This is a genomic window from Virgibacillus salexigens, assembly GCF_000723585.1.
In the GTDB taxonomy this organism is placed as follows: domain Bacteria; phylum Bacillota; class Bacilli; order Bacillales; family Amphibacillaceae; genus Virgibacillus; species Virgibacillus salexigens.
In genome coordinates this window covers 2,139,639-2,152,944 of the sequence record NZ_CCDP010000001.1, presented here as the reverse complement: position 1 = coordinate 2,152,944, position 13,306 = coordinate 2,139,639, and the positions used below count along the sequence as shown (strand labels likewise).

The window sequence follows — 13,306 nt, the reverse complement described above, 5'->3', positions numbered from 1 at the left end:
CTTTCACTCCGAACACTAGCAGGCAACCATCTTCTTCATAAAACAGGACTAAAGGTCCACCCCATTTTTGCTTGTAGAGAAAACCCGTGTTTTTCTACAAGCTTTTTTGTGCGCCAGTGCGGACAAATACCAATCGCCTATTATTATAGTTACCAGATGATTTCTGGCAGCCACAAACACCTCTATGGACGTTTGCAGGTGTAACATGAACATCCGTAATACTGTTGTACTTCAAATCCGTGGTACGGTGATCAAGATAAAAGAACCCTTCTGGCTTATTTTCCGAAGGGACATAGTTTTTCATGGATAAAGGAGAAATCGATGTTGTGGTCAATCTTCCGGAGTAAGTGGTCTTCAGGAACAAGTTTCTTCAATCGTCACATCTCCAATTCAATTTGTTGATCTTTTCTTGATTGGAACATAACCATCAGCGCCTTTAGAAATTCTATCTTAAGAATAACAAAAGAAAGATGGAATTTCAGAAAAAAAAAGACTGTCGGATTACTTTCTCGACAGCCTAGATGGGATGACTAACCCATTTTGCTTATTATTCGTTGTTTGCTGCAACATACATCAAAATGAATCGAACCAATTCAGCAACAGCTACAAGTGCAGCTGCAACATAGGTTAACGCTGCTGCATTGAGTACTTTCTTTGTTTCTCTTTCTTCGTTATTTCGTATGACACCTGACGAAACAAGTTGAGCCATCGCTCGATTGGATGCATCAAATTCAACAGGCAATGTTACAAGCTGGAATAACACAGCTGCTGACATGAAGATAATTCCGAAAAGGAATAAACCAGATAGGTTAAGCAGTATGCCGCCTATAATTAGAAAGAAGGAGATATTTGAGCCGAAGTTAGCTACAGGTACTAAGGCACTTCTAAATCTTAGAAAGGCATAGTCTTGAGCATCCTGAATAGCATGTCCTACTTCATGGGCGGCAACAGCAGAAGCTGCCATTGATTGTCCATGAAAGTTTCCTGTGGAAAGTCGTACAACTTTTTTTCTTGGGTCATAGTGATCAGAAAGGGTCCCTTTCGTTTCTTCAATACTTACATCGTAAAGCCCGTTTTCATCAAGTATTCTTCGAGCCACTTGAGCACCTGTCATATAAGAAGATGTCGCTTTTTTAGAATATTTTTTATACGTGTTTTTAACCTTGGACTGTGCCCAAATTGGGATAATCATTAACAAGGCAATATAGATAAGGTAACCACCAAAGCCACCTAGCATGTGCATTCCTCCTTATTTAAGGTCAATTTTAGTCAAAAAATGAATATTAGTCAACTGTTTTGTCTTGTTTCGTTTTTGTTTTTGTTTTTGTTTCCTTTTTTGATTCCCCTCTATATTTTCTCCAACTAACATAAGTTAATGTAACACCAATACAACCCCCGACAATCGCTACTGTCCAAATTAGCGGAAGCAAATCATTATTTTGTTCTGATGATGTACTTGCTTGCAAGAACACTCCAGCCTCCGTGGAGGCAGGGTGTATGTAAAAACTACCAATCATCCCTATGACCGTAATTAAGCATGCCATTACCAAACGCTGTTTATTATTTTTCATAGAGATCACCCCATATTTTTCTTATAACACTAATGTATGATCTGGAGTTATATTATATAACAGCGAGATAATGGAGTTCTGATACTTTTATCCTTTCTGCCGTGATGCACTTGTTAGAAAATAAGCAAGTGCAATGGAAAGGATACTTAGCCAAAATGTGAAATAGCCAATTTCATTCATATAGTTTGTTAACGAAGCATACACGGGCATCTGTTCAAAGACATAATCAATCACGTCATTATGCAATGTCCAAATTGCAGCTACGACAATATGACGTAATTTTAGCTTATAATAAGGAGCATATAATAACCCTTGTATCGCCATTGCACCGTGTGAGGCCATCAACATATACCCTTGCCAGCTCAAAGAACCGTCTATTATTAAAGTAAGCAGATTCATGATTACAGCCCATACACCATATTTAAATAGTGTAATCATAGCTAATGCTTCTATGTATGGAACATTCTTGCGAAAAATGAAAAATAAAAGGAATATGGTAAAAAATAAACTCGCTGTTGGACTATCAGGAACAAAAATGAAAAATATCGGTAATGTCTCACTTAATTGACTTTCGTACCACATATATCCATAGATCGTCCCTAGTAAATTAATAACAAATAAAAGAATTAAAAAACGGCGATCTAATAAGATGTACTTGATCAAGAAATCCCTCTTTTCTTACATCATAAATTGTTCATTGGCTTAAAAAACACCTTCACCAACTAGTGTGGCAAAGGTGTTCTTCATTTTAATTATTCTGATTGCTCTTCATTAACAGATACAATAAAATCAGTTAACTGTTGAAGTTCTTCATCGGATCCACTGAATTGTCCAGGAGGCATTGATCCGATCCCTTCTTGTGCAATTTGAGCAATCTCTTCAGCAGATTTATCGATTCCGATTAATGATGGAGCTGCTGCACCACCCTGCAGGTCATCTCCGTGACAGGACATACAGCTATTTTCATAAACTGCATATCCTGGATCTTCCGTGTCAATTTCCACCTGTTCGCCAGGCGGAATAGGTTTATTGGCTTCTGCGCGTGACTCCCAATCCACGTGAGAAGCAGATTCATACGTAAGCCAAATAACAGAAGCTAGTGCAAGTAACATCATACCAACAGCGACAGGACGCTGATGTGGTCTTCTTCCAGGTCCATTATCTAAGAATGGTGCAATTAATAACGCACCAAAAGCAATACCTGGCAATACTAGAATTCCCATAATAATGAAATCGCCACTTGCAAATTCATATTTGAGTAATTCATATAGGAACAAGAAGTACCAGTCCGGCAATGGAATGTAAGATGAATTTGTTGGGTCAGCCATTCCTTCTAATGGTGAGGGATGTGCTAATGTTAAACATAAATATCCAACTAGAAACACAGCACCTACTAACCATTCTTTTAATAAAAAGTTGGGCCAGAAAGCTTCTGTTCTACCAGGATATTCAGAATAATCTTTTGGTACATTTGGTTTTCTTTCAGCAGAGATCCGAGAATCTCCGACAAACTTCATACCTTTACCCTTATGCAATGCTTTCCCCTCCTTTTTATAGCGGTCCAGATATTCCTTGTCTACGTATTAAGATAAAGTGTACTGCCAATAGCGCAAATAATGCTCCTGGCAAGAAGAATACATGAATGGCAAAGAAGCGTGTCAACGTTTGTGCCCCTACAATATTCGCATCACCAGCTAATAGCGTTTTCAATTGTTCCCCAATAAAAGGAACTTGTTCAGCAATTTCAAGTCCGACTTGGGTTGCAAAATATGCTTTGTTGTCCCATGGTAATAAGTATCCAGTGAATCCAAGACCAAGCATGATAAAGAAGATTAGAACTCCAACCATCCAGTTAAGTTCACGTGGTTTTTTATAAGCTCCTTGGAAAAACACTCGCAGTGTATGTAATAACAGCATTACGATAACCACACTGGCACCCCAATGGTGCATCCCACGTACGATTTGTGCATGTGCTACTTCTGTCTGTAAGTAGTAAACAGATTTCCATGCATTTTCAATATCAGGTACATAGTACATCGTTAAAAACATTCCAGATAGGATTTGAATGACTACTACAAAGAATGTCAACCCTCCAAAGCAATATACAAATGCAGAAAAATGATGTGCTGGGTTAACATGCTCTGGTACCTCGTGGTCTGCAATATCGCGCCAGATTGGCGTAATGTCTATGCGATCGTCAATCCAATCATAAATTTTTTGCAGCATAACTGATTACGCCCCCTCTCTTGGTACTGCGTCGCCTAGGAATAGCATTCCATCTCGTACTTCTTGTTCATAAACATCCAAAGGTTGTAAGGGTGGAGTTCCAGGCACATTTGTTCCATCCTTGTAATATCGTCCATCATGACATGGGCAGTAAAACTGATCTGGATATTCATCACTTCCTTCCCAGGATACGACACAACCTAAGTGTTTACAAATTGGGGAAAAGGCTTGAATTTCGTCATTTTCATCTTTAAATACCCAAGCTGATCGATTTACTTCAGATTCATACCAACCATCCACTTGTTTTACTTTCCAATCAATACGCTGTGGATCCGTGGTAATATCTTCGACAGCTAAACTGACGTTTGTCAAGTCTCCATGACCAGATTCCTGCAAAACTGGGTCAACCGCCATACGCAACATTGGTGCCAGCATGCCTGCTGCCATGAATCCACCAACCCCTGTAAGCGTATAATTTAAAAACTGTCTACGGGATACTTGCTGCTTCTTTTCACTCATGATTTTCCCCCCTCTTTTTACAATAATCACGGACAATAATAGTTTAATCAGATTACTAGGACATTAACCATGATAGCGCAAACTGTTTGTCCGGTCAATAAATATTGCCATTTGTTAACAAAAGATTTTTAATTATTTTTACCAATATGAACGGATTAATTCACTTACCTGTTCTACTTGATCTCGGATGAATCGATGCATCTCTGCTGAATGCAAATCACCTGACTTCATTCCGGGTAACCATAACAGTGTGCCATCCAAAGCTTGTTCATGTTTTTTCCATGATGAATCAAGTGTTAACAAGAAAATATGCGGAAACGGCTGCTGCTGGATTTCCTCGATCCACGAATGAATTCGATTTACTTCCTCTTCCCTATCCGCAGCTTTCACATAGTTGTAGGTAGGGGTTAACATGATACGACCTGTTAGTTCTTTCTCCAGTTCGTTTGCTAGCACCGAGGTTAACTCATTTTGAAAAGCGTTTTTTTCAAGTTCTGTATCCCCAGTCATTTGATAAGGTATTAATGGAATGAGAATGGTGTCGATATATTCTTTCGCTTCTAAATATTGTGCTACATCTGCCTTCTTCCATTTCATGTACGAATCAGCCTTTCTCTTAATGTTTGACATCTTTTTCAAAAATATTACACCTTGAGTAAATCTTATCTTAAAGATGCAAAAAAAATCAACCTATTGCCGAAGCAAATTCGGTTGATTATCGTTATTCTCTTCAAGCATCTTCAGTTGTTCTGAAAGTTTTAGGAATGCTACTTGATCCATATCATCGAGTGCACGGTCTATCTGTTCATTCAATTTCTTCTTTTTAAATTCAAACAATGACATATCTAATAATTGCTTTGCTAATTCTTGGTCCTTTTGCGTTATAAAATATTCATCTGGGATAAAGGGGTTCTCTTCCAGTACAGAGATATATAATTCATTTTGATACGATTTACTAAAATTCAATTGTAAATACAAAGCTTCATTCTTATTTAATCGAATATCATGAAATGATTTTTCAGCGTCTGTCGTCACCAATTGATTTTTATAAAAACGAAATGCTGTTTCTTCTGAACAATGGCTTGTCATAATTATACCTCTTGGGCAAAACTTTGCTTCCCTTACAAAGTGAACATTTGCAAGTAACTCATCATGATTAACCAAGTAATTTAAGATCCATACACTCTCACGTTTTTTTAACTGGTAATGATTCAAAAACCACTGGATGAAGCTTTTTTTATCTTCTACGGATACTGGAGTATGCATGTTTATTAGCCCCCTTCATAATCCAAGTAAAGTCTATCTATAAATCTTCTCTATCTGACTGCTTTAACCGATGTACAAATTCGCTGATGTCATCATCAGTTGGTTGCTGTTCAAGATATTTTTCAAAGACGGGAATTGCTTCCTGTATCCTCCCTTCTTCTGTTAAAAAGTAACCATATTCCTTTAAAAAGTCGCTATCATCTTTAAGGTTATTATATGCAGCATGATAGTGTTTTAATGCATCTTTGAATGATTCTGTTTCATTATACGCTCGAGCAAGTTCCCATTCATACAGGGGATCATCTGCTCCTGTATGTTTTATTTCGATAATCAAGTCAATAATTCCTTTAAAATCGGATTTATTTTTTAGTAATTCAATTAAGAATAAGATTGCTTCTTTAAAATCTGGGTCGATTGCTACTGCTTCCCTAATATATTTCTCACTTTCTTCATCCTTATCCAATTGATGGGCTAAAGTTCCAACCATGAAAAAGAGCTCTTTATTAAATTCATCGACTTTTATTCCTTTTAATGCTGTATCATAGGCTTTTTCTAATAACCCTTCTTCTTCATAAACTCTCGCAAGCTGATAGTATACAGTGTGATAATAGGTGTCTATTTCAATTACATGTTCCCATGCTTTTCTTGCAATATCGCTGCGCCCTGCTTGATAAGCAGTAAACCCATATTTAAATAATGAGTCAGGGTTTTCGCTATCTTCATCTTGATAGTACGTAAGGGCTAATTCAAATTCTCCTGATTCGGCATAAGCTTCCGCTAATCGATCGTTAATGGAAATATTAGCAATTTCCTTTGTTCTTGAGAGAATCTTTTCATAATAGGTGGTTGCTTTTAAATAATCTCCTGTTGAAAAATATAATTCACCTAATGCAAAATCAATAATTGGTTCATTTGGTTCCGCTTGTTTCGCAGCTAGCAGTTTTTGTTCAGAGACTTCAAATAAACCTTGAGCTTGATAAAGGTCGGCTAATTGGATAAGCGTCTGTACGTAAGCTGGGTCCTCTTCATCATTTATTTCATTTAACAATTGAATGGCAGCTTCATCCTCTTCAAGTTCAGTATAAATATCTGCCAGTGTTACTTTTAATTCTCCTTCATTTGGGTACTGTTGTACTAATTCTTCCATTAACGCTTTGGCTTCATGAAGATATCCCCATTGTATAAATAATTCAGCAATGGTGTACCTTTCTTCTTCATCTGCCATAGGTAGGTAATCTTCTAATAGCTCGATCGCCTTCTCACTTTGCTTTGCTTCCATTAGTCGAACAGCTTCCATTATTGTTTCCACGTTTGACTTCCTTTCTACACATACATCATCATGAACCTAATCATAACGAAAAAAAAGATGATGTTCAAAATAAAAGCATGGGCATAGCAAATAAAGGAGCTGTATTAAAAACAGCTCCTTACCACTATACCCACAATTCATAACCATTTATTCATTTCTTTCAGTTGTTTAGTAACTGATTAGTTATTAAAAAAGATCAATACCCTACAAGCGATCATTCTTACTTGATCAAATGATCTAAGTCCTTATAGAAATTTGGATAAGAGGTGGCTACAGGCGAAATGTCGTCAATGATTACTTCGCCATTAGTTATTAGAGACGCAACAGAAGCCATCATTGCTATACGATGATCGTGATAGGAAGCAACTTCATTGCCGGTTAACGGTGTTTTTCCGTGGACGATTAACCCGTCGTCTGTTGCTTCAACATCTGCACCTAAACGAGTTAATACTTCCGTAACGGCAAGGATTCTATCCGTTTCTTTCACGCGTAATTCTTCTGCATCTTTAATAACCGTTGTTCCCACTGCTTGCGTTGCCAGTAGAGCAATGATAGGAATCTCATCGATTAACCTAGGTATCATTTCCCCTTCGATGGTAGTACCAATTAAAGGAGATTGCGCAATTCGGATATTCCCTAACAGCTCTCCTCCTTTAGAATGAACTTCTTCTACTATTACATTAGCGCCCATCGCTTTTAGAACATCGATTATTCCTGTTCTCGTCTCATTTAGACCAACATGCAACAAGCGGATACTGCTTCCTTGCACAATTGCAGCTGCCGCTAAAAAGAATGCTGCTGAAGATATATCTCCTGGTACATAAACATCATTAGCAGATAGCGTTTGATTTCCTTTAACAGTAATTTCTTTCCCTTCAATCTCTATATCGGCACCAAATGCTTGTAACATGGTTTCTGTATGGTTCCTCGTTAAGGAAGTTTCTACAACTGTAGTTTCACCATTTGCGTACAGACCCGCTAATAATACGGCTGATTTCACTTGAGCGCTCTTCACTGGTAAATGATAATGTATTCCTGATAAGGTGTCACCGTTAATTGCCAAAGGTAGATAATTTCCATCCTTTCTCCCATCAATATGAGCTCCCATTTGACATAGTGGGTCTACGACTCTGTTCATTGGCCGTTTGGTTAGAGAAGCATCACCATAAACTGTTGTAAAAAAAGGAAGTCCAGCTAATATACCAAGCATTAATCGAGCTGTAGTACCTGAGTTCCCAAAATAAAGCGGAGCTGTCGGCTCTGTTAACGCTTGACGACCTTTTCCAACAATTTTTAATTGAGAACCTTCTTTATCTATCGAAACTCCCATAGCACGAAAAATATCTACTGTACGCATACAGTCTTCTCCATCTAAAAAATGACTAACAGTAGTTACGCCGTGAGCTAATGCGCCAAATATGACAGAACGATGAGATATAGATTTATCACCAGGTACTTCAAGTTCACCTTGTAACGGTGCATTCACAGCTGATAATTTTAATTCCTTCAATTGATCACGTCCTTTATTCTACCAATGGTTCATCCTTATTTTTCGATCATTGTTTCGTATCCATGCTGCTGTAGTATTACTTCACTAGATTTTTGTACTTGTTCCGTAGAAAAGCTTAAACGTAATGCCCCCATAATTCCTTCTCTTATCTCTAATATTTGTATATTATTAATGCTGATATCGTGGGTTGCAAGTAATTGGGTAACATTAGCTAATGCACCCGTCTGATCTCGAATATCGACATATAGATCGTAATAGGATGGAATGGCTCCTTTATCAGCAGATACTAAACCATCCCGATAATTCTTGGCTAATTCTAAATAGTGAATCATTTCTTTTTTTTCATTTTGGTCTAAGAGCTTTTTTAACGTTTGCATTTCAGTGATCCACTCTTCTAAAAGCTGGGACATTTTCTGTCGATTATGGTAGAAAATGTCCTGCCAAAGAATCGGATTACTTGAGGCTATACGAGTTATATCACGAAAACCTCCTGCTGCTAAATTAGGTAAATATGTATGTGTTCGCGCCCAATTTTTCGCTTGATGTACAAGTGATGAAGCGATTAAATGAGGGAAATGGGAAACTACCCCAGTCATCTCATCATGCTCTTCAGCATTTAAGGTGATAAACTTGCTTCTCGTGGGCAATAATACTTGCTTTAGTTCTTCTACATCTTGATCGGAACTACGATTAGTCGGGGTCAGTACATACATCGCATTTTCAAATAAATGCGGTTTAGCAGCTTCAACCCCTTTTTTATGAGAACCAGCCATCGGATGCCCACCTATAAAAGCAATCTGTTTATTCGTTAAGCGGTTTGCCGTTGTAATAATCGATTGTTTTACAGAAGAGACATCACTTACGATGATGTCCTTTTCTAATGCCATATTATCCATTTCATTTAAGAGAGTAATCGATTCTGAAATTGGTGCCGCCAAGATTACGTAATCCGATTTCTGTACAGCCGTTTTAAATTCACTAGATGATTCATGGATAATTTCGTTTTTCTGGGCAAAGTCAACCGTATACGGATTTACATCGTATCCGATAACTGTATTCTCTTTTACTGTAACAAGTGCTCTTGCTAATGAAGCTCCAATAAGACCAAGCCCTGCTATCATTATTGTTCGTTTCACACTGACGTCTCCTTAGCTTTTATTATAACTTACCAATAGCTGTTGAAATCGCTCCATATCTTCTTTCAATCCCAATGTTAACCGAATGGTATTAGGGATACCTAATAATTCCCCCGGTCTAACAATAAACCCATGTTGTATTAAATATTCGAACAACTCCGTTCCACTATTTGGTGTTGAAACAAGCATGAAATTAGTTTCAGAAGGATAATACCCCCAGTCAATATCATGTAAAAACTGTTGAAAAGAGAGCTTTACTTCAAGGTTTTTTGCTTTCGTATCCTGAATAAAATCATCATCCTCTAAGGCGACCAGTGCTATCTGTTGCGCGATTGAAGTTGTATTAAATGGTCCCCGTACGATGTTTAATTGTGTAACAATTGCTTCATTTGCTATACCATAACCAATTCGTAGTCCAGCAAGACCATACGCCTTGGAAAATGTACGGAGAACGATTAAGTTTTGGTAGTTATTGATTTCATTAATTGCTTGGATATCCTTATTTGGATCAACATATTCATAATACGCTTCGTCTAATACAACTAAGACATTATCTGGACAATTATCCATAAATTGAATAAATTCCTGTTTTGCCATAGGATTACCGGTTGGGTTATTAGGAGAGCAAAGCCATACCACATTTGTCTTCTTATCAATGGCGGCCAACATTGCTGGTAAATCATGATAACCCTCTACCGTTGGAATCTCTTTAACCTCCGCTCCTTCAATAATTGCATTATGTTTATATTGCGGAAAGGTTGGTGTAGCCATGACGGTATTTACGCCCTCATATAAAAACGTACGGCAAATCATTTGAACAATTTCCTCTGAGCCGCTTCCAAAAACCAGTTCTGTCTCTTGAGCATTTAACTTTGCAGCAAGTACAGAACGTAATTCTTTCGTATAGCCATCAGGGTAAATATCAAATGATGGGATATATTCATTTAGAAATTGCTTTACTTTATCTGAATATCCATAGGGGTTCTCATTTGAAGACAGTTTTACAATACGGTCTAAATTGTACATTTGTTTGATTTCTTGGATCTGTTTTCCTTGTTGATACGGAGCCAATTGTTTAAGTGCTGCTTTTCCTTCCATCATTGCTTCTCCACCTTTCCCGCTAAATCTGGTCGTAAATGAACCGCCTCATTATGAAAAACATGTTGAATAGCAGCTTGATCTATATCTGTATTAACAATCATCATGACCCGAATACACGATGGTAAACTATTTGGTACTTCAATCTCTGCCATACACATTACCGGTACATATGTCCAACCAGATAATTTTCTAAGCGCCTTTGCCGGAAATGCAGCATTTAGATCTTTCGTTACAGAGATAAAAACATGAGATACATCTTCTGGCTCTACATTATTTTTTGTTACCATTTCTTCAATTAACTGCCTCGTATTCTCAATAATCATGTCAGCTTTATTTTCTGAAATTGTTGTTGCCCCTCGAATTCCTCGTGTCACTTGGTCACCAGCTTTCCTATAAAAGAATTTAAATGACGTTCCATATCCTTATCCGTTACCGTACGTAAGGTTGGTTCACCAATGTCTTGCAGCAATACCATTTGAATCATCTTACTTACATTCTTTTTGTCCTTTTTCATTTTCATCATTAGTGATTGGATATCTTCCGTTTGGATGATCAAAGGAAAATTATTTTTTTTAAACCATTCATGTAATTGATCATACGGTAAATGAGTAGAAAGTATGGATTCACTTATATGAAACGAGAATAACAAACCAATAGCTACTGCTTCTCCATGTGTTAGAGATCCATATCCTAACTCCGCTTCCAAAGCATGGCCTAATGTATGTCCCAAGTTTAAAAACTTACGAATACCTGATTCTTTTTCATCCGCTTCCACAATACTAGCTTTTACCTTTATTCCCATACGTAGATGTTCTTGTAATTCCTCCGCCGAAAGTGATGTCAAATCTGTTTTTAACATAGCCCGAAATGTAAGTTCATCTGAGATTAATGCTTCTTTAATTAGCTCTGCATACCCAGATCGTATTTCCTGTTCGCTTAATGATTGCAATGTTTCAACATCATAAATAACTGCTTGTGGAGGATAAAAGCTGCCAATCAAATTCTTCCCTAGTCGGTGATTAATCGCTACTTTCCCACCTACACTGCTATCGTGAGCTAATATCGTCGTTGGCACTTGGATATAGTCGATTCCCCGCATAAAAGTAGAAGCCACAAAACCTGCTAGATCTCCGATAACTCCTCCTCCTAATGCAATGATAAGTGAATTACGATCTAGACCATATTTAATTGCTTCCGTTTGTAATTGATAATAATACTCTATACACTTTGTTTTCTCTCCAGCAGGTAGTATCGAAGTATACACGTATTCATGTGTTAAACCCGATTGTATATCAGACAAATATAAATCAGCAATATGCTCATCTGTAACGATAAAGATGGAAGAGTATGCCTTTGTTACAAATGTTGAAATCTGTGATCGAATTCCATTCCCAATCATAATACGGTATGAATGCGAGCTTGAATTTACTACGATTTCATCCACCTTCATCTTAAAAACCTCTGATCTCTTCACGGTATACTTCTAACGCTTGTTGCAGCATAGGAAATTGATCACTTGAAAATTGTTCTGTAATGGCCTTTGCCAATTCAAATGCGACGACATGCTCCATAACTACCGAAGCCGCCGGTACTGCACAGGCATCCGAACGTTCAACACTTGCTTTAAATGGTTCTTTTGTTTCAATGTCTACACTTTTAAGTGGTCGTTTCATTAGCGTAGGGATTGGTTTCATAACACCTTTAACAACAATCGGCATTCCCGTAGTCATTCCACCTTCGAAACCGCCCAGACGATTTGTTGTTCGATAATATCCTTGCTCTTCATTCCAGGCAATTTCATCATGTACTTCGCTGCCATTTCGTTTTGCAGCTTCGAATCCAATTCCAAATTCCACACCTTTAAAAGCATTGATGCTTACAACACTACCAGCTATTCTACTATCTAATTTACGATCATAATGGACGTAGGAGCCTATCCCAGCAGGCATACCTTCGACATATACTTCTACAACACCACCAATAGAGTCACCTTCTTGCTTTGCCTCGTCAATTGCATGCATCATTTTTTCTTCCACCGATTTATCTAATATACGGACTGGTGAATCTTCAGAACGAGTCTGTCTATCTGCCATAGACAGCTCCTCTTTATCTGCTGCTACAATTCCAGCTATTTCTTTTACATATCCTGCAACTTCAATACCAAGATGTTTTAATAGTGTTTTTGCAACAGCACCTGCAGCCACACGTGCAGCTGTTTCACGAGCGGAAGATCGTTCAAGAATATTCCGAATGTCACGATGACCATATTTTAAAGCACCATTTAAATCTGCGTGTCCGGGTCTTGGTCTCGTAACAACCCTTCTTATCTTGGTATCGGCTTCTATTGGATCTTCTCCCATGATATCTATCCAATGTTTAAAATCATCATTATGTATAACAAGAGATAATGGAGAACCAAGGGTATAACCATGTCTTACTCCACTAGTAATCTCAACGAGGTCTTTTTCAATCTGCATCCGTTTTCCCCGCCCATGACCCTTTTGTCTCCGAAGTAAGGAGTTATTTATATCTTCTTTTAAAAGAGGCATTCTAGCTGGTACGCCTTCTATTATTGTTGTTAATTGTTTGCCGTGTGATTCTCCTGCAGTTAAATAGCGCACATTACATTCTCCTTTATGAATTTTTTCTAATTACTATATCATATCTT

General features: G+C 37.7%; 15 protein-coding genes and 1 pseudogene. All 16 read right to left on the bottom strand.

From position 1 onward, the window contains the following. Positions 1–94 precede the first annotated feature (94 nt). The gene (locus BN990_RS22370; protein WP_074436656.1) at positions 95–304 is read right to left on the bottom strand and encodes a hypothetical protein; all 210 of its coding nucleotides are present in this window, start codon (positions 302–304) and stop codon (positions 95–97) included. A 243-nt stretch (positions 305–547) separates the two neighbouring features. Continuing rightward, positions 548–1,237, bottom strand: coding sequence for a zinc metallopeptidase (locus BN990_RS10175; protein WP_021291279.1), 690 nt, complete (start codon positions 1,235–1,237; stop codon positions 548–550). A 46-nt stretch (positions 1,238–1,283) separates the two neighbouring features. Beyond that, a pseudogene (locus BN990_RS23625) lies at positions 1,284–1,424 on the bottom strand (sporulation protein YpjB); the annotation flags it as partial. Between the two features lie 234 nt (positions 1,425–1,658). Then, the gene (gene lhaT, locus BN990_RS10165) at positions 1,659–2,234 is read right to left on the bottom strand and encodes a lipoprotein heptaprenylglyceryl N-acetyltransferase LhaT (protein WP_038243943.1); all 576 of its coding nucleotides are present in this window, start codon (positions 2,232–2,234) and stop codon (positions 1,659–1,661) included. A gap of 89 nt (positions 2,235–2,323) precedes the next feature. Beyond that, the gene (locus tag BN990_RS10160) at positions 2,324–3,106 is read right to left on the bottom strand and encodes a menaquinol-cytochrome c reductase cytochrome b/c subunit (protein WP_038243940.1); all 783 of its coding nucleotides are present in this window, start codon (positions 3,104–3,106) and stop codon (positions 2,324–2,326) included. Positions 3,107–3,122: 16 nt separating this feature from the next. Further along, positions 3,123–3,797, bottom strand: coding sequence for a menaquinol-cytochrome c reductase cytochrome b subunit (gene qcrB / locus BN990_RS10155; protein WP_021291275.1), 675 nt, complete (start codon positions 3,795–3,797; stop codon positions 3,123–3,125). Between the two features lie 6 nt (positions 3,798–3,803). Further along, positions 3,804–4,316, bottom strand: a complete 513-nt coding sequence (locus BN990_RS10150; RefSeq protein WP_021291274.1) for a QcrA and Rieske domain-containing protein — start codon at positions 4,314–4,316, stop codon at positions 3,804–3,806. 138 nt (positions 4,317–4,454) lie between these two features. Further along, complete coding sequence (locus tag BN990_RS10145) at positions 4,455–4,913, bottom strand: DUF2487 family protein (protein WP_031335530.1); 459 nt, start codon at positions 4,911–4,913, stop codon at positions 4,455–4,457. 93 nt (positions 4,914–5,006) lie between these two features. Beyond that, positions 5,007–5,582 carry a ReoY family proteolytic degradation factor gene (locus BN990_RS10140; RefSeq protein WP_038243936.1) on the bottom strand — a complete coding sequence of 192 codons (576 nt, stop codon included), beginning with the start codon at positions 5,580–5,582 and terminating at the stop codon, positions 5,007–5,009. 37 nt (positions 5,583–5,619) lie between these two features. Further along, a complete protein-coding gene (locus BN990_RS10135) occupies positions 5,620–6,891 on the bottom strand; it encodes a tetratricopeptide repeat protein (RefSeq protein WP_021291271.1) in 1,272 nt (423 codons plus the stop codon). 220 nt (positions 6,892–7,111) lie between these two features. Then, positions 7,112–8,401 (bottom strand): 3-phosphoshikimate 1-carboxyvinyltransferase, encoded by a 1,290-nt coding sequence (aroA, locus tag BN990_RS10130; protein WP_021291270.1) that lies wholly within the window; start codon positions 8,399–8,401, stop codon positions 7,112–7,114. Positions 8,402–8,436: 35 nt separating this feature from the next. Continuing rightward, entirely contained in the window at positions 8,437–9,537 is a 1,101-nt protein-coding gene (locus BN990_RS10125; protein WP_187370453.1) for a prephenate dehydrogenase, read from the bottom strand. 12 nt (positions 9,538–9,549) lie between these two features. After that, on the bottom strand, positions 9,550–10,635 hold the full coding sequence (gene hisC / locus BN990_RS10120) for a histidinol-phosphate transaminase (protein WP_038245156.1): 1,086 nt from the start codon (positions 10,633–10,635) through the stop codon (positions 9,550–9,552). After that, positions 10,635–11,012: a chorismate mutase gene (aroH, locus tag BN990_RS10115; RefSeq protein WP_021291267.1), complete on the bottom strand. Its 378-nt coding sequence runs from the start codon at positions 11,010–11,012 to the stop codon at positions 10,635–10,637. Before aroH ends, hisC begins: the two co-directional genes overlap by 1 nt. Next, on the bottom strand, positions 11,009–12,088 hold the full coding sequence (gene aroB, locus BN990_RS10110) for a 3-dehydroquinate synthase (RefSeq protein ID WP_306465021.1): 1,080 nt from the start codon (positions 12,086–12,088) through the stop codon (positions 11,009–11,011). Before aroB ends, aroH begins: the two co-directional genes overlap by 4 nt. A gap of 1 nt (position 12,089) precedes the next feature. After that, complete coding sequence (gene aroC / locus BN990_RS10105; RefSeq protein ID WP_021291265.1) at positions 12,090–13,259, bottom strand: chorismate synthase; 1,170 nt, start codon at positions 13,257–13,259, stop codon at positions 12,090–12,092. Positions 13,260–13,306: the final 47 nt, after the last annotated feature.